12 protein-coding genes are annotated in these 17,403 nt (G+C 64.0%); 1 reads left to right on the plus strand and 11 read right to left on the minus strand.

What is annotated here, in order from left to right; translation table 11 throughout:
* The 4 genes from JQK88_RS26290 to JQK88_RS26305 all read right to left on the minus strand — a co-directional run.
* The coding region (locus JQK88_RS26290) for a hypothetical protein (RefSeq protein WP_203279923.1) at nt 1–1,436 on the minus strand (1,436 nt) is incomplete at its 3' end.
* Nucleotides 1,437–1,448: 12 nt separating this feature from the next.
* Entirely contained in the window at nt 1,449–1,658 is a 210-nt protein-coding gene (locus tag JQK88_RS26295) for a hypothetical protein (protein WP_203279924.1), read from the minus strand.
* 331 nt (nt 1,659–1,989) lie between these two features.
* Entirely contained in the window at nt 1,990–2,628 is a 639-nt protein-coding gene (locus JQK88_RS26300) for a LuxR C-terminal-related transcriptional regulator (RefSeq protein WP_203279925.1), read from the minus strand.
* 183 nt (nt 2,629–2,811) lie between these two features.
* On the minus strand, nt 2,812–3,375 hold the full coding sequence (locus JQK88_RS26305; protein WP_203279926.1) for a DUF6931 family protein: 564 nt from the start codon (nt 3,373–3,375) through the stop codon (nt 2,812–2,814).
* 318 nt (nt 3,376–3,693) lie between these two features.
* On the opposite strand from JQK88_RS26305, the gene JQK88_RS26310 reads away from it, so the two are divergent.
* Nucleotides 3,694–4,230: an OmpA family protein gene (locus tag JQK88_RS26310; RefSeq protein ID WP_203279927.1), complete on the plus strand. Its 537-nt coding sequence runs from the start codon at nt 3,694–3,696 to the stop codon at nt 4,228–4,230.
* A gap of 88 nt (nt 4,231–4,318) precedes the next feature.
* Here JQK88_RS26310 and JQK88_RS26315 read toward each other — a convergent pair whose 3' ends face one another.
* The 7 genes from JQK88_RS26315 to tssL all read right to left on the minus strand — a co-directional run bounded on the left by JQK88_RS26315 (nt 4,319) and on the right by tssL (nt 17,402).
* The gene (locus tag JQK88_RS26315; protein WP_246750050.1) at nt 4,319–5,929 is read right to left on the minus strand and encodes a caspase family protein; all 1,611 of its coding nucleotides are present in this window, start codon (nt 5,927–5,929) and stop codon (nt 4,319–4,321) included.
* Nucleotides 5,930–6,203: 274 nt separating this feature from the next.
* The gene (locus JQK88_RS26320; protein WP_203279929.1) at nt 6,204–8,600 is read right to left on the minus strand and encodes a M23 family metallopeptidase; all 2,397 of its coding nucleotides are present in this window, start codon (nt 8,598–8,600) and stop codon (nt 6,204–6,206) included.
* The gene (locus JQK88_RS26325; RefSeq protein WP_246750051.1) at nt 8,597–9,052 is read right to left on the minus strand and encodes a DUF1036 domain-containing protein; all 456 of its coding nucleotides are present in this window, start codon (nt 9,050–9,052) and stop codon (nt 8,597–8,599) included. The genes JQK88_RS26320 and JQK88_RS26325 overlap by 4 nt, the downstream gene beginning before the upstream one ends.
* Before the next feature lie 11 nt (nt 9,053–9,063).
* Nucleotides 9,064–11,442 (minus strand): serine/threonine-protein kinase, encoded by a 2,379-nt coding sequence (locus JQK88_RS26330; protein ID WP_203279930.1) that lies wholly within the window; start codon nt 11,440–11,442, stop codon nt 9,064–9,066.
* On the minus strand, nt 11,439–12,197 hold the full coding sequence (locus tag JQK88_RS26335) for a PP2C family protein-serine/threonine phosphatase (protein WP_312037326.1): 759 nt from the start codon (nt 12,195–12,197) through the stop codon (nt 11,439–11,441). The genes JQK88_RS26330 and JQK88_RS26335 overlap by 4 nt, the downstream gene beginning before the upstream one ends.
* A 157-nt stretch (nt 12,198–12,354) precedes the next feature.
* On the minus strand, nt 12,355–15,873 hold the full coding sequence (tssM, locus tag JQK88_RS26340) for a type VI secretion system membrane subunit TssM (protein ID WP_203279931.1): 3,519 nt from the start codon (nt 15,871–15,873) through the stop codon (nt 12,355–12,357).
* Nucleotides 15,870–17,402 (minus strand): type VI secretion system protein TssL, long form, encoded by a 1,533-nt coding sequence (tssL, locus tag JQK88_RS26345; RefSeq protein ID WP_203279932.1) that lies wholly within the window; start codon nt 17,400–17,402, stop codon nt 15,870–15,872. The genes tssM and tssL overlap by 4 nt, the downstream gene beginning before the upstream one ends.
* Nucleotide 17,403 lies beyond the last annotated feature (1 nt).

The following is a 17,403-nucleotide window of genomic DNA, read 5'->3' on the forward strand; positions in this document are numbered from 1 at the left end:
ACGTTGGTGAACAGGCTCGCGACGGTTGTCGCGCCGAAGGCGATCACTGTGCCGTCGACGTCGGTGTCGGCCTGCACCCCGGCGGTCTCGTCGTGGCGCACCGACGCCGTGCCGCTCGTCACGGCCGTGATTGTCGGCCCGTCATCGTCGAATTGGATCTGCGTGCCGGCAAACTCGCTCGCGGCCTGGCTGCTCAAGATCGTGAATCCGCCGATGTCGAGGGTGATGTTCGAACCCGGTCCCTTCAGGGGCTGGACGTTTTCGATCAGCACCCGAGTGTGGGCGCTGGTGGTGGTGTAGGTGACAACATCCCCATTCACGATACCCGAGACGACCGCCGTATCGCCGCTGAGGTTAGCAGGGACGATAACGCCATTAACCTTGACCTGGGTGATGTTGACCGGATCGTCATCCGCAAATCCCTCGACGAAATTTGTACCTGTTTCGGCCACGCCGTTGTGGTCATTGAAGGCGGAAATCTTGACTGTGACGGCGTTACCGGTCGGATTGACCTGAGCGACCGTGAACGAGGCCGAGGTGACACCTGTGGTATAGCCGGTGAACTGGATATTGCCTTCGTGGTCGGCCTCCGTTGCGTTGAGACCTTCGGGCAAGTGCGGATCGGGGTTTGGGGCTACCGTGAAATCTTCAGCCGGATTATTCACGAAGGTGAAATTCATGCCATTGCCCGGCGCGAGATGCTGGCCGTTCACGCCAACCGTCGCGTGGGGTCCGGCCTGGCTGCTGCTGACCGTGTCGCCTGAATGGTCATTGTCCTCGGTGTTCGGGTCGGGGGCGCGCCCGGTCACCACGATGCCGCTGGTGCTGACGCCCGCGGGGTTGTTGCCGAACATCATGAACTCGTTGGCGCCCGATGGCGCATTGTCGAAAGAGAAGGTCGTTGTCTGGGTCGCCGCGACCTTGAGGTGGTTGTCGAGATTGACAGTGAAATCGTGATTGTTGTTGTCCGTGTGCTTCAGCGGCTCGAAGAGCACGGTCCAGAACTTGCCGCCCGTGATCAATGAATTGGTCGTGGTCTCTTCGAGATAGACCGCAAACACTATGTCGCCGGTTGGATTTGCCACCCCCCCGACGGTGCCCTCCCTGCCGAGGACGACGTTGTCGTTATTGGGGTCGGTGTAGAGGAAGATCTGCCTGCCCTCGAGGGTGAAAAGCCCGCTGGCATCCCCGTCGAGCGCACCGTTGGTCGCGTCGACGAAGCCGAGGCCATTGACGGTGAAACCCGAGTCAGGCGTGACGCTGAGATCATCGCCCCCGCCGCCTGCGATTTGAATTGCGCTCCCGAGGTTGAGTCCCGCGTTGGTGAACGCGGTCGAGACATTCGACGGCACGTCGGCCAGCGCGACGTCATTATCCTGCAAGCCAGTCGTTTCGTCGATTTTCGTGCTTCCGAAAACATTGATGGTCAGTGCCATTGTCTTTTCCTCTCAAAGGTGCCGCGAATGGTGGAGTTTGGATTGCCGAACGTGATGAAGGGTGCTGCCGGAGGGCGCTCCGGCAAGCTGAAGGCTGTCGTCTCGCCCTGCTGATTGGAAGTACGCCATATCGGTGTCGACAAAGCTGCCGCCGTCGCCGGTTTGCGCCCTGGCGGCCTGGTCGTTGAGGACCTCGTCGTTGAGAATGAAGGTGATCGACACCTGTTCCCCCAATCGTATGAATGGCCGCTGAAACAGCCCCGCCGAAGTGCATCCCCAAGCCAAAGATCGATTCCTGAAGGCACCCATTCCAACGGAAGATCGTGCACTGAATTGCGGCCCTTGATCCCTATTGTCCCGTCGAAGAGGAGGCGCGTCCATTCGCGGTTGGATAGTTTTTCGGTGAATGCCCGCCTGATCGAACGATATATATCCGGGGTACGCCGGCTGCCGCAGACGCTGCGGTTCGGCCGCTTCGAGATCACGGGGCGAGGGGCATGAGAAACGCGCGCCAGCCGCAGCCGGGGTCAGGTCCAGGACCTGTCGAAACGGGTCAGATCAGATCTGTTCCTGAATGGTCAGCGCCTTTGCCATGCGCCATCCAGGCGAGTTCCGCCCTGCTGCCGAGGCGGAGCTTCTCGTAGACGTGATGCAGGTGCATCTTCACCGTGCCTTCGGATACATGCAGCCGCTGCGCGATGATCTTGTTGCGCAGGCCGCGTGAAACAAGGCCGGCGACTTCCGTCTCGCGTCCAGTAAGCTTTGGCGCGTGCTGAGGCAGCGATCTCGGCGTCAGCAGATGCTGGAGGATGTAGTTGTCGACCCACTTCCGGCCGGCTGCCACCGCATTGACGCATTCGACAAGGTAGCTGTGGCTGATGCCGTCCATCAGCAGGCCGTCGGCATCGAGCCCCGGGATTTCGTTGAAGTCGAATCCGCCGTTTGGCTGCAGGATGTAGATGATGCCCAAAGGGCTGCTGGTGGCCCTCAGCCTTGCGGAAAGACCGGCCGCCTGCCGGTCCGCAACATCCAACCCTATGATGACAAGATCAGGCCGGTGGCGCTCCACCAAGGGGAGAACCTCAATCGTGTGGTGGCATTCTGCGACAACGCTGTGTCCCGCTCTCTGCAAAACCCACTCAAGACCGGCGAGATAGACCCCCCGCGGGTCCGCTGCAACCAGGGTCGACATGCGAACACCGTCCGTAAATAACGCAACGAACTTTGTTTAATATGTCAGGAAACCAGAGCTTTGGCCGGTTGTCAAGAAGTTGCTAATATTCTAATATAGCCAAGGCTATATAGGAAACCCGTGCGTTCTCTGCGCGTTCGACGGACACCACCGGGACGCTCGTGATTGCGCAAGTGAGAGCAATCAGGCTCTGCGCAGCGCTTCGGTTTCGGCCAGATGGATGCCCATTTCGACAAAGGCGGTGAGCACCGAGAAACGATCCGCCACCGCAACCCGCGCCAGTCCGGCCAGAATGCCGGCATTGACGGCATGGGCAGCGGGCAGCGGCCGTAACCTCGACCCGTTGGCCTGATCCGCCGAGCCATTGACATGCCGTTGTACCGCCAGCGCGATCCAGCCGGCAGGGGTTTGCTGCCGCGCCATCGCCGCCTCGGCGACAGCCGCCCGGCGGCTTGCATTGGCGGGTTCGCCGACCCAGTCCTGGATCAGCGCCAGCGTTTCGAGATCCTGCTCCTCGAGCAGCTCGGTCAGATGATCAAGGCACTCATGGCCCCACCAGATCGCTGCCCGGTCGGGCAGGAGATAGGCGCAAAAGGTGATCGCTTCCTCGGGGATGCGGCCGGCCATCAGGCGGCGGCAGAACTCGAGCGAGGGCTGGTCGGTGGGAACAGCCGTCATATCCTGGGCGACAGCAGTGTTGGCGGCGAAGAGATCGCGTGCGGTCTGGAATTGAAGCCCGTTGACCATCGCCGCTGTTGTCCTCCCAGCTCTCACTCAACTCGCCTGCGAGCCGCGGGTCAAGCCTGTCGACCACCACATGTCCATGACGTTGTTCACAGACAAACGCGCCGCGCTTTGGTATATTCCACAAACAGACCCTCCGATCCGAAAAAAGGCGAAGCCGGCTTTCGGAGAAGATTTGGGTCGAACGGAACATGGAGCCTGACCGTCTTGGTCCGACGGATCGGGCTTTGGTGACATCGGAAGCTCAGAGCAATTCCAGGAAGAAGCGGCTTTCCGTCCGGAATTGCGACGAAACAATGAGTCAGAGCAGGAGTAACCGTCATGCAGCGGGGCAGTTCAGTCTTAGTGTTGGCGGCCGTGCTTTTCTCGACGCACGCTTATGCCGACCCACTTCAGAAATCGGAAGACATTGTGAAGTTTTTTGCCGGCGCGATCGATCATGGCGCGGCGCGCGGGATTTGCGTCGGCACCGAGGATGAGTGCAAGAGCAAGACCGGCCAGAAAGATAAGCCGTCGGAGAAGGCCAGCCTCGATATGCTGATCAATTTCAGCCTGGATTCGTCCGAGCTCGACGCCAAGGCGCGCAGCGAACTCGGCGAGTTCGCCAAGGCGCTGAGGGACGATCGGCTGAGCAAGCTGTCCTTCGTCGTCGAAGGCTATACCGACGCGTCCGGCTCGGCGACCTACAATGAGGGCCTGTCGCAGCGCAGGGCGCAATCGGTGACGGCTTTCCTGGAATCCAACGGCATCGCGTCCACCCGCATCACGGCGGTCGGGCTGGGCGAGGCCAATCCGCGCAATCCCGACCCCTACGCTCCCGTCAACCGCCGGGTCGAGATGCGGATCAAGGCGCAGTAGCTTCGCTGGCTGCGTCTTTCGGCCGTGACTAAACACAACGCCGCGCGTCCAGTGGACACGCGGCGTTTTTGTTGTTTGACGTGATCGATCAGTTCTTGAGCACGCCGCCGACCGCTACGCCGGTGCCGAAGATCAGCGCCTTGGTCAGGAAATCATTGTTGTCCCGCGGTGGCGGTTCATCCTCGCGCACGATCTCGCGGTTGCGCCTTTTCTGCACGAATTGCTGTTGTCTGCGCGGTTTCTGGGCGTACTGCTTCTTGCGCGGTTTCTCCGCCACCGGCCTCAGCGTGCGGGCCTTCTGCACCTGCTTCTTCGGCTTGTCCACGCCGGCCTGGTCGGCCTCATGCTTGGCGCGCACCGCCTCCATCATCGGGTCGGTCTGGATCTCCAGGAACGCCAGCTGCTCACGCGTCAGGAAAGTGGTCGGGGGCAGCCCGTTCTCCTCTTGCCAGTCGCCGATCGCTTGCCGGGTCTTGGCGCCGATGTTGCCGTCGACGCGGCCAAGCTCGTTGCCCAGCGCTTCGATGCGCAATTGCAGGTCGATGCGGCCCTGGCGGTCGAGACCGATGGCGTTCTCTGTCTCCGCGGTGCCGAGCACCTTCTTCATGTCGTCCGAAATGCCGACCGAGGTGCGCACGGCAGATCCGGGGTTCGCTTCGGCAGCATCAAGCGCGGCTACTTCGCGTTCCTGGGCTTGCGGATCCTTCAGCGCGTCGATGTTCAGCCGCGCCACCGTGGCGAAGCGGCCGTTCGGGAACTTTTCAAGATAGGCTTCGTAAAACGGCGCGGTGTTGCGCTTCGATGCCTCGTCCCACAGGCGCTGCTCGACTTCCCAGGACGGAGGTTCACCAACGACCAGGGCGGGTGCGGCTGCTGCCGCGGCGCCGGCTGCATCGGCGGCCGGCTTGGCCGCGGCTTCAGCTGCTGGTTTTCCAAGGAAGACCTCGCGGCCCAGCGATGCGTTGTGCCATGGCCGCTGGCGGCCTTGGGTGGTCTCGGCCACTTCGCCACGCACCCGGGTCAGCGCACTCTGGATCTCGACGCCCGGTTCGGTCAGATGTCTGGCGAGCGCGGTGGAGTAGGGGCTGTCGACGCCGTTGCCGTCAAAGGCGATGGCGCCCGGGTCGGTGGCATAGGCAATCAGGATGCCGCCGGTGCCGACGCCTTCCGATTTCGGATCGATCGGCGCGAGACCCGTACCCAGCGCGGTGGAGCGGGTCTTCGGCATCGCGGCCGCCAGCGTCCGAGCCAGCGGATTGTCGCGGCAGGCATCGAGGATGATGACACCGACCGCCGGGTCGGGCGGCAACGCGGCCATGAAGTCGTCGATCTGGATGGTGCGGGTCTTGAGATAGGCAGGCGATGTCAGCTCGGCGTCGACCGGGATCAAAAAGTTCTTGCCGTCGACCTGCATGCCGTGGCCGGCATAGAAAATGACGGCCAGGTCGGCATCGTAGGACTGCTCGGTGAATTTGCTGATCAGGCCGTGCATGCCGGCATTATCCTGGTCGACACCCTCGATCACCTCGAAGCCGGCATTGCGCAGCGTCGATGCGATGAGGCGCGCATCATTGGCCGGATTGGGCAACTCGACGGCATGGACGTATTTGCTGTTGCCGATGACCAGCGCGACGCGTTTGGCGCCTGGTGCGCCGGCATCCGGCGCTGCAGCCTGGACGGTGCCAAGCGCGGTCAGCATTAACAGAAAAAATCCGCTCAAAAGGACGGCAAACGCTTTCATGGATCAGCCCTCCGCCCCACAGGGGCGCACTATGGATGTCTGCGCATGCTAAATTTCACCAGCGACACAGTCGCTTCTGCCAAAATGGCTCTTGGGCGTATGTGATCCCAACCACAGTTTTGGTTCACGACGGACCCAAAAAAGCTTTCTAAATGCCCGCTAATATACCATCCGCCGGCCTCAAAACCAATCGGCCTGGCGGAAACCGGGGCGGCTGCGCACTGACCTGCGGCTAGCCCGGCTCAAGGCTGTTCTGAAGCGAACCCACCAACGCCGTGATGGCCTGCTTGTATTTTTCGAACTCCGGCGATGTCTGGCGGACTTCCGTCGTTGTCGTCTGGCCTGCATCGGTCGTCGCGGGCGTGGGCAATTTGCGGCCCATCTTCCGTTCCGCCCAGTCGACGACGTAGCTGGCGGTTTTGCCGGTGAGGAAAGGGTTGGCCTGGATGACCGCCGAGCCGAGCACCGCGCTCAGTTGCGCCGATCCCGGCGACGCCAGCACCTGATGGGCGCCTTCCATGCCGAGGAAATGGCAGAGATAGAGCCGGCCGGCGGTGATCTGGTGGCCGCGCGCCTTGAGATAGGCCTCGCCCTCTCGCGCCAGATTGCGCACCATCTCGCGCGAGATGGTGGCGTCGTAGCGCAGCGCCAAAAGGTCGGCGGTCGACAGCGAGCGCGCCAGTTCGGGACGGTAGGTGTTCATCATCCGGATCCAGGTCTTGGATATGAACTGGCCGGCGCCGGTTGCCGAAGACAGCGGGTTCTTCGCCCGCGCGCTGCCGCCCGATTCGACATGAACGATGCGGTCGGTCAGCGTTTCGACGGCGGGATCGCTGGATGTGGCGGCGATCGCGGCGGTCGCGGTGCCCAGCGGATCGATTGCCTCGCCGCCCTGATAGAGTTCGAAATGCAGATGCGGCCCGGTCGACAGGCCGGTGGTGCCGATATAACCGATGATGTCGCCGGCCTTCACCTTGGTGCCGACGCCGCTGGCGATGGCGAATTTCGACATATGCGCATAGCGCGTCTCGCGGCCGCCGGCATGCGCGATCTTGACCACATTGCCGTAACCGCCGCCGTCGCCCTGGAAGATGATCTCGCCATCGAAGGCGGCGGCGATCGGCGTGCCGACAGGTGCCGCCCAGTCGACGCCCTTGTGGATGCGGACCACGCCCAGGATCGGATGCTTGCGCGGCCCGAAGGTCGACGTCATGACGCCGCTGACCGGCGTCACCATGCCGTTGGCCACCGTCAGCGAGTGCACCTGGTCGTCGCCCGAGACGCAGGAAAACTGGCCATCACTCTGCTGGAAGACGAAACAGTCGAGGTTCTTTTGTGTGCCTTGCACGCCGACATAGAGCACCCGTCCGTCGGTCTCGTTCTTGCCGCGCGGCGTTTGCGAATAGATCAGCACCAGGCGCTGGTCCTCGCTGGCAAAGGCGTCCAGATCCTGTCCGCGCGACAGATACATGATGGCCTCGCCGATGATGCCGCTCGGCACATTGTTGCGCGCCGCCGTCGAATAGATCGCGTCGAGCAGGCGGTATTGCCGTTTCTGCGTGCCTTCGGTCTCGGCGCCCGAATAGTTGAACAGGTCCTCGCGCACCCAGGGGTCGACACCCGACACGAAAGCGCCGGCCGCGTTGCGTGTCAGCGTGCCGACAAAGACATTCTTGGCGTAGACCGAGACCTGCATCAGCGACATCGTCGTGGTCTCGCGCGTCGGCCTGAAGCCGCGCATCGCCACGACATAGCCGGGCTGCAGGCCGTCCATGTCGAACAGCGCCTTCAGCGCTTCGCCGGCAAGCTTTGCGTCTTCGGCGGAAAAATGTGCATCGAGCGCAACGCTGTCCAGGCTGCGGTCGTTGAGGATTTTCACGAAGGTGTCCTCGGTCGCCTCGAAGCGCTGGTATTCCGAGGTGACGGTGGCGACGCTGGTGTTGTTTTCGACCGCCGTCTTCTGAAAGGCAGGCAGTGCCGCTTCGCCCTCATCGATGGTCTCGCCCCAGCCGGCTTCGGGATCATCAGCTGCCGCCGAGGCACCCGGAGCGGCCTGCGGATCAGGATCTGGGCCGGGAGCCGCCGGAACCTCGTCCGCGCCGGGCGAGGGTTGAAGATCGTTCTGCAGATCATTCTGCGGATCGCTGGGTTCGGGCGGCGCAACCGCGGTCTTCCGCTGCGCCTGGAAGAAGGCGAAATCCTCCTGCGTCGACGGGATCGTCGTCATGAATTTTTCGCTGGCGCTGAGCATCACGTCGGACAGGACTTCGATCTCAGGAGAGATGCCGGCCTGGTCGAGCTCCGCCGGGCGCGGCATCGCGCGGCCCTTGGTTGCAGCGCCGGCCTCGGGCGCCAGCGTGATCCACATCGGGTCGCCGGCCAGATCGATGATGGCCGGCACATAGACCGAAGCGTCGGCCGGCACGTCGTCCGAGCCTTCGACGGCGTGCAACTCCTCATCCTCGTCGCCAAACGACCAGTAGTCGGCGGTGAGGTAGAAGCCTGTGGCGATCGCGGCAAGGACGACGACCCCTAGACCAACCGCCAGCCCGAGCCAGATCCTGCGTCTGCGCAGCGCAGCGCGCGCCTGCTTCTTTGCCTTGAAGCTGGTGTCGATGCTGTGCGTCACGGCGCGCTTCCGGTCAGGAAGAACGTCCAGCGCACCTGTTCGAGCGTGTCGACTTCGAGAAATTTCGCGGCGATATGGCCGCGTTGCCAGCATTCAGTGATGCCGCGGATCGAGAACCGCCGCCGCTCGATGCACATGTCGGTGGAGCCTGCCAGGATGGCGTGGCCGAAGACATCCGTGGCGTAGATGTAGATGTAGCGGTTGGTCAGCTCCTCGCGGATGACGTTGACGCATTGATTGGCGCCGATGGTCCACCAGCCATCGGTCTGGTCGGCGTCGTCGACCTTCTGGCCGACGGCAAGATTGACGACGTCGAGCGTCTGGTTGCAGACGGTGAATTCGGCGCGCGCCTGCCCGGCGGAAAGGAGCGCCAGCAAGAGCGTCGCAAACGCGATCGCGGCGAGGTTTGCGCGCGCATTCAGGGCAATGGGATCACGGCGACGGCGTTCCATCGGCGTCCGTGCTACCCGCCGAGGCGGAAATATTTGGCGGTCGCCGAAAATGCCGAGGTCCTGGCGCCGATCTCGTCGAGGATCCTGGGCAACAGCACCGAGGCCGGCGTCGGCGTCGAGAAGTCCGCCGCCTTGATCTCGTCGGGACCGGTGATCACCATGATGATCTGCGGCAGCGCCTTGCCTACCGCCTTGTCGGCGGCGCCGAGCCCGATCGGGATCGAGAAGGTCGCCTTGTCGGCTTGTGCGACAACACGGTCGTCGAGGTTGAAGGCGATGCCCCTGTGGTCGATCAGGATCACGCTGGACACCAGCCCGCCATGCGTCACCAACGTGCCGTCGATCGGCGAACCGTCCGGCACCGATGTCTGGTCGAGCACCAGCTGCGGTCTGTCGGCCGCGCTTGCCCCCATGAAACGCAGAAAGTCGGTGATCCCGCATTGCGTCGGCTGGATGAGGCGGACGCTGATGTCGGGCTCGACATGGAACTTGGCCTGGAATTCCCCAAGCAACTGTTCGAACGGCGGCACCGACGTGCCGAAGCCTTCAATCGCGACACCCTTGTCGGTGGCCGATGTCACAGTCGCGTAAAAACAGTCACCACCATTGAAGGCGCGCACCCAGGTGACCCGCTCCGCGGCCGCATCGGCCGGCCGCGGCACCTCCGGTTTGGGCACATTCATGGCAATGTCGGGCTCTGCCGGCTTGGATTGCGGCGCTTCCACGGTCGGCTCTTTCGCCTGCGTGTCGGGCTTGGGCGCCTGCGCGGTCGGTTCAGGCGCCTGCGCCTCGGGTTTGGGGGCTTGAGCGGTGGGTTCCGGCGTCGGTGCTACGGGTTTGGGTGCCTCGGCCGTTGGTTCAGGTGTTTGCGTGGTCGGCTCTGTTGCCTTGGTCTCTACCGGCGGGCTGACAGGCTCGGGATTCTTCGCGACATCGGGCTGCGTCGGGTTGGAAGGCGGTTGCAACGAGACCGTCTTGTCGCTTGGTTCGGCTGGCTGCGGGGCCGCAGTGCTCGACGCGACCGGCGGCGTCGGCTGCGGCGCGACCGGCGCTTTGGCTTGATCTTCAGCCGGAGTTTCTGCGGGTTGCGGCTTTGGCTCTTCCACCGGCGCAGTGTCCGGAGCGGGCTTGTCCGCGACGATCGGCTTGGTCAGCTCGGGTTGGAGCGGCGGTGTCTTGCCGGTATCGATGGCGCGAGGCCGGTCTCCGAAACCCAGGATGCCCGATGCATAGAGTCCTCCCAGCGATGCCACGACAACCGCCGCCAGCGCCGCGATCGTCCGGCTTCGGCCTGTAGTAGCAGGCTTCGTCGGTGAGCTTGCTCGCCTGGGAATTTCAGCTGCCGGCTTCGGTTGCGACAGAAGCGCTGGCCGCACGTGCGGCACGAAGGATGGCTCTGCCGTGCCGCTTGCGGGGACCGCACTGAGCCCTTGTGTCTGCGAGTCCTCGACCTTCGAGACCGGCCCGGTGGTCTGCCCGGTTCGCGTCAGACCCGGCCGGGGCGCAAGCGAGGCTGGCGGCAAGGTGGCGTCGCTGTCATCGCGCGTCAACCGGGCGATTTCGGCCATGCTGGCCGGTCGATCACTCGGGTCAGGCTGCAGCATCGCTTCGACGATGTCCCTGAAATCGGCATCGATGCCGGAGAGATCAGGCACGGTCCGCCGTTTTTCGACGATCTCATATTGCGAGCCGCCCATGTCGATCGGCTTGCCGAGCAGCGCCGCCGCCAGCACCAGCCCCAGGCTGTAGATGTCGGACTGTTCGCTGACCTCGCCGCCATAGAGCCCGAGCTGCTCTGGGGAGACATAGTTGTATTTTCCGGCGAACTTGCCGCCGATCAGCGTCTCGCCGCCGACCGTCGCCGATCGCGCAATGCCGAAATCGATGATCTTGGCGCGATCGACCCGGCCGCCCGGCAGGATGATGTTGTCGGGCGAAAGATCGCGGTGGATGGCGCCGGCCTGGTGCACTGCGCTCAAGCCCGATGCCAGCCGGTGGCACAGCTTGCGCACATCCTGCGTCGCCATCGCGCCGCCGCGCATGACGTCGTACAGCGACTGGCCGTCGACGAATTCCATCGCCAGATAAGGCCGCCCTATACCGGGATCGATGGTGAAGACGTGATAGCGCACGACAGCGTCATGCGACAAATGGTTGAGGATCGAGGCTTCCTTGCGAAACAGCGACAGGATCGTCTGGTCGCGGGCGAATTCCGGCAGCACGATCTTGATCGCGACATGATCGCCCGTCTGGATGTTGTGGCCGCGATAGACCTCGCCCATGCCACCGGAGGCGATGCGTTCGTCGAGCTCGTAGATGCCGCTGAGCTGAGTGCCGACGCTGGTATCCGCCATATTGGGCAACAGCCGCGTCTTGTCGTCGGAGCTCATCGGTCGTGGCCTCCTGCTTGGGACAGGCCATTGCCTTTGTCTCTGATCTTGACCAGCACGATGGTGACGTTGTCGGTGCCGCCGCGCTCAAGCACCATTGCCAGGAGCTTTTCGCAGGCAGCCTGTGGCGCTGCAGACAGTGCTGCTGTCGCTATCTCCGCATCGCTGACATGCGCCGTCAGCCCGTCAGTGCTCAGGATGAAAATGTCGCCCGCCAGCGTCTCGCCTTGCTGGAAGTCGATGGCGATCTCGTCGTTGACGCCGATGGCGCGCGTGATGACGTTGCGTCGGGGCCAGTTCTCCGCCTCGGCCGCACTGATCGCGCCGCTGTCCAGCAGCTCCTGAACCTCGGTGTGGTCGCGCGAAATCTGCGAGATCGCGCCATCGCGCACGAGATAGACGCGACTGTCGCCCGACCACAGGCAGGCGAACCTGCCGTCCATGGCCAGAAGTGCCGCAACGGTGGAGCCGATGGTCACGCCGCGCGAGCGAGAAATCCGCCGGATCTCAGCGTGGGCCCGGCTTAGCCGGTCCTCGAAGCGCGCGCGCAGATCCGGCGCCGAGCTGGCGATGCCGATCGTTGCCAGATGCTCGACAATGCTCGCCGAGGCGACCTCTCCGGCTTCATGCCCGCCCATGCCGTCGGCCACGACCCAGAGACCGATCTGCGGCTCGACGAGATAGCTGTCTTCATTGTGGTCGCGCACGCAGCCCTTGTGGCTCACGCCGTAGCTCTCAAAGGCGGCACCGCTCACTTGCCTACCCTCCGCAACGCCTTGGCTGACGTAGCTGACCAGTCTGCCACAGCCCCATCCATTAGAGTATCGAAATCTAAGCTGCTGATGACGGACGGTGTGGTGCCGCCGCTGTCTCTTCGCGCCGCGATCGCCGATTCTGCCATGCAATTCCCCATCAGAAGGCCTTGGGACAGCTGAACGCGGAGAGCGCCGGCAGCGTGAATGGGTTGCCGTCCTCCCCGGTCTTGATCGTGTAGGCGACATCGCGCCCGCCGATGACGAAATGCGCTTCGAGACTGTCGCCATTGGCGGTGACCTGTCCCTTGTCCAGCAATCGTTTCAACGCCCAGGGTCCGTCGAACTTGATTGCGGACTCGCGTCCCGGCAGCTCTGGCGTCAGGCTGAGACTGGCCGAGCCGGTCTTGCCCGGCCACGGAATCAGGCCCGGCGTGTTGCCGGCCTGGGTGGCCTGCAGCACCTGGCCATCGATGTTGAGCAGCGCCATGTCGGCATCGCCATGCAGCGACAGCGGCGTGAAGGTGATGTTGATCGACGGCACCGGCCCGCCAAGCGGAAAGAAAGCCGCGCGGATTTGTGCCGCAAGCTGGAAGTTCCTGAGCGTCGATTTTGCCAGATTGCGGCCGAACTTGGTGTCCTGTTTCCAGTCCCAGTCCTGGCCGCTCATGTCGACCAGCGACGCCAGGTTCTGCGCGAAGAACCGGTCGAGAACCCCGCCCGGAGAAAACAGTCTGGCAAAATCAGCCATTGCGACATCGTCGGTGCCGGCAGGGGCGAATGGAAAGCGCCCGGCAATCACCTCTTCGCACGGACGGCCGACGGTCTCTTCCAGCATTTCATTGAGATGCGTGGTCGATGTTTCGGCGACAGTGCCCTCGAAATCATCCGCCGCCGCGCTCACCATCCTGGCCAGCGCCTTCGGCAGCCGCGAGGCATTGGCGCGCAGCGTCGATATCTGAAGCTGCAGATTGGCGTTGGCCTGGTCCGTCTGCGCGGGGACATCAGCCGCCAGCCGCACGCTTTGATAGATTTCGCGAAAGTTCTGGGTCAGGGCGTCGAGCGGGCGCTGGCCGGGTGCGCCGGCCACCAAAGCCTGAACGGACCGGAACTGGGCTTCGATGTTGGCGCCCGGATCCTGGCTCTGCGTGCTCACAAAGGCGGTCCCGGCCCGGCTTTGCGATTTGCGCGCGGCAAGCTCGATACCGATGCGGGCGAGCCCCTTGGCGCGCGCGGCGGCTTCCTGATCGCTGTCTTGAGACGCAGCCGGATTGCGCTCCTGCGTCAAAGCCGTTTCGCGCGCGATCGCCTCGAACAGCAGCATCAGCGGCGAGCTCGGCGAGCCGGCCGCGGACAGCGCCAGATATTGCGGTTTGTCGGCGGCCATCGCCTTGAACTTCAACCTGTCGAGAACCTCGTTCCACGCCGCCGCAAAACCCTTGCCGTAGCGATCGAGAAGCTCGGGGCCGAGCTTGAGTAACTCCTGGTCGAAGCCGCCTTGCTCTCCGCCGCTGCCGATCACCCATTGATCGTCGACCAGCGCCTGCGCCACCTTGGCGAGCTGCGCCAGATAGAAGTCGAAGCCGGCATGTGTGTAGAGACCGGGGACGCGAAGGCCGGCGAGATCGTTTCCGTCATTGCGCTCGAACAGCACCGGCGCTTCTGGGCCGGCCTGCTGCGACACCGAAAAATCGTCCAGCGCCGCCGCATAGGTGGCCGACTGGATGAGCGCGGTGGCGCGGTCGGCAAGGCTCATGCGGCCGAGCGAGCGCTGGGCGGATTCGACCAGTGAACGGTTGAGCTCGAACGAGGGATCCTGGTCGTCGTCGAGTGCCAGCATGGCGCGCAAATGCTTCTCCAATTGCGCCCGCCCGTCGCGATTGTGGGCGCCGGGGTAGCGGTTCTGTTCCCAGTCCCGCTTAAGCCAGGTGACGACCAGTTCGTCGTCCACTTTCGGCGCCTTGCCGCCCAGCATCAGGTAGATCTTCAACGGCTCGTACAACGCCATCGGATCGGCCATCCTGGCCTCGATCGTGCGTTCGAGCTGGAACAGCAGGCGCGAGCGGAACATCCGCTCCAGCCCCTGCCGGTAGGCGGTCTCGGAGGCGGACAGGATACGCTCACGCTGGCTGAGGCCGAACGTCGCCTTGGCCGGCGTCGGCTGGTCTTTTGCGTCATAGCCGGCCGGCAGGCTGCGCAGCGCATCGAGCGCACCGATGACGGTTTCGAGGTCGGCGTCCGACACCGTTGTGCTTGCGAGCAGCGGGGCTGCCGTCTCGCGGTATTGACCGGCCGCCTGGCTGGTCGCGGCAATCAGCGATTTGTTGGTCGTAAAGCTCAGGCCGAGAACGCCAAGTCCGGCAGCCGCTATGGCCGCGATCGCCGCCAGGCCGGCATAGCGGGCGATGGTCGCCCGCCTGTCGGCTGCCCTGTCATAGGAGACCCAGCCGGACTCCGCGAAAATCACGCGGCTCAACAGATCGTGCAGGAAGAAGCTTTTGCCGGTGCCGGAAAGATGCGCCTGGGCGTTCTTGCCGAAACTGCGGCCGATGCTGCCGAGCAGTTGGTCGATCGGTGTGCCTTCCTGGGTGCCGGAGGAAAAATAGAGACCGCGCAAGGGCGCGTTCAGCTGCTTGCGCGTCGGCTCAAATACGCCGTCGAGGAAATGCAAAATCCGGCCTTTCAGCGCGCCGAGTTGCGCAGCGAAGCCGAAAATGGCGATACGGGCGACGGGATCGGTCTCCGCCTGCAGCCGGTCGCTCATCTCCTCGCTCAGGCGCTTCACCAGCGCGTCGAATTCGGCCGGCGTCTCGCCGACCATGTTCAGGCCGCGCTCCGCGGTCTGGAAGGTTGCGCCCCACACTTTGCGCCGGCGTGCTTCGTCGAAACCGCCGAAAGTCTCCATGAATCCGGAGACCAGGTCCGCCTTGGTGAACAGCACATAGACCGGGAAGCGGACCTTCAGGACCGCGTGGATTTCCTGCAATCGGCTGCGGATCTCGGCGACACGGGCCGCCTGCTCGCCGTCCGCCATCAGGTCGGCGAGACTGATCGCCAGGATGACGCCATTGATCGGCTGCCGCGCCCGATGCCGCTTGAGCAGCGACAGGAAGGCGAGCCAGCTTTTGCTGTCTGTCCCAGCATGTGAATCCTGCGTCGTATAGCGCCCGGCCGTGTCGATCAGCACCGCCTCGTCGGTGAACCACCAGTCGCAATTGCGCGTGCCGCCGACCCCTGCCACAGGCTGCGCCTGGCCCGACCCGGCAAGCGGAAAGTTCAGCCCGGAATTGACCAGTGCGGTGGTCTTGCCGGCGCCCGGCGGGCCGATGACGATGTACCAGGGCAGGTCGTAGAGGAAGTTGCGCTTGCCGCTCGACTGCCTGAGCGTCGCAACCGCCTCGCTCATGCGGGCTTCCAGCACCTTTGCATCGCTGCCGTCATCCTCGGCGGCGGCCATGGCGGCTTCCAGCGCCTTCTGTGCGTTGCGTCTTTGCCAGAGCCGGATCGCGTAGATGATCGCCACCGTACCGACGACGGCGCCAATGATCACCGCCCGCAGCCAGACCGGGTCCAGCGGCCGGGCGCCGGTAAAGCGGATCAACGGGCCCGCGAACCAGACCGTCGCGGCAAAGCCGGCCAGCGCGAGCGTGCTGAAGATGCGCAGCAGCCAACCGGTCACAGCGTCTCCTCCCGCGGGATCATCACATCGACACGGCGGTTTTTGGCGCGGCCCTCCGGCGTTGCATTGTCGGCGATGGGCTCGTCCTCGCCCTTGCCCTCGACCTTTGTCCGCGTTGGATCGCTGAAATGCGCGGCGATCATCTTTTCGACCGATTGCGCGCGGGCGACGGAGAGGTCAAAATTCGACTTGAAGGCGCTCGTCTTCTTCGGTTTGACGTTGTCGGTGTGGCCGACGATCCGGATCGGCCCGCGCTCGGCATTGAGAGCCGCCGCAATACTGATCGCCACCGGCTCGAATTCTGGTTTGACGTCGGCTCGTCCGGACTGGAACAGCAGTGCGCTGCTGATTTCCACGACGATGAAATCGCCCTTGGTGCCGACGCTGACGCCGCCGGCTTCGATCTCCTTGCCCAGCGCGGCGCGGATGCGGTCGACCTGCGCAATCGTCGTTGGTGCTGCGACGACTTTCACCTCCTCCGTCAGCGGCACGAAGCCAGCGCGCTCGATGGTGACGGGCGTCGCCGGATTGAGCGCCAGCAATTCGCCGGCAACGGCCTCGCCATCATTGGTGATGAGAACCCGCAGCGTGAAAAAGGCTGCTGTCAAAACCGCCGCCGTCGCGGCGGCGATGGCCCACAGCGGAATTCGCCTGGAGCCTTGCGCTGACGTCAGCGACAGGCCTTGCCAGCGCGGCGAGATGTCGTCGTCACCGGGGACGCGGAAATAGGCCAGCGTTTCGTAGACGTCGCGGCGGACACGCTCCAGGCCCTCGCGCGGCTGGCCGCGATACTGGCCTTCGAAACCAAGCGACAGGCAGACATGCATCAGTTCGATCAGATTGCGATGCGGTTCCGGCGTCGCCAGCACTGTGTTCAGCGCCTGGAAGAAACCGGCGCCGGTGGGTTTGACCTGGAAGAAGCGTGACAGCATGGCGTGCTGTGCCCACATCTCCCGGCCGGAGCTGGGCAGGTTGGCGATGATATCGTCGGCGGTTTCGCAAAGCACATAGCTGGCGATGCGCGCATCCTCTTCCGAGGTATCGGTCCTGGCGATCTTGCGGTCGAACTCCTCGATCAGGCCGGCGACATGCGCCGCCAGCGGCTCAGCCTGTCTTTCGACGGCCACCAGCCGCAGGTGCCCAAGCAGCATCAGCAAGGGCGCCGCGGCAGCAACGATCGGGTTGGCCGTTCCATAGTCGACGCCGTCGCTGGCGCCGAGCAACACATCCCACGGCGTTTTCCCCGCCGTCCCGGCCGAACCATGAAACGACGGATCGGCGGGCGCTGCGGCGAAAGGCACGCCTTGATAGATCACCGTCCCGGTTACGTCGGCGTGCGGTGGCGGCTGGCGGCCGGCGTTGGGATCGAAAACCGTCGATTCCGGGATGCTGGCAGGGGCGATCACGGTGCTGTCGGGCGCCGGCGCATCGCGGGCGAGAACCGTCTTTTGCTTGCGGCCGGGATTGGCGCGGCTGGGGCGGATGACGGTTTTGCCGGCCGGATCGAAAGGATCGTCCTTCGAGCTCATC

Source organism: Mesorhizobium caraganae, from assembly GCF_016836705.1.
In the GTDB taxonomy this organism is placed as follows: domain Bacteria; phylum Pseudomonadota; class Alphaproteobacteria; order Rhizobiales; family Rhizobiaceae; genus Mesorhizobium; species Mesorhizobium caraganae.

Coding starts and splice junctions, on each gene's coding strand:
- JQK88_RS26300 (WP_203279925.1), bottom strand. CDS start 2,628: ATGTCGACCCTGGTTGCAGCGGACCCGCGGGGGGTCTATCTCGCCGGT.
- JQK88_RS26305 (WP_203279926.1), bottom strand. CDS start 3,375: ATGGTCAACGGGCTTCAATTCCAGACCGCACGCGATCTCTTCGCCGCC.
- JQK88_RS26310 (WP_203279927.1), top strand. CDS start 3,694: ATGCAGCGGGGCAGTTCAGTCTTAGTGTTGGCGGCCGTGCTTTTCTCG.
- JQK88_RS26315 (WP_246750050.1), bottom strand. CDS start 5,929: ATGCTGACCGCGCTTGGCACCGTCCAGGCTGCAGCGCCGGATGCCGGC.
- JQK88_RS26325 (WP_246750051.1), bottom strand. CDS start 9,052: ATGGAACGCCGTCGCCGTGATCCCATTGCCCTGAATGCGCGCGCAAAC.
- JQK88_RS26330 (WP_203279930.1), bottom strand. CDS start 11,442: ATGAGCTCCGACGACAAGACGCGGCTGTTGCCCAATATGGCGGATACC.
- tssL (WP_203279932.1), bottom strand. CDS start 17,402: ATGAGCTCGAAGGACGATCCTTTCGATCCGGCCGGCAAAACCGTCATC.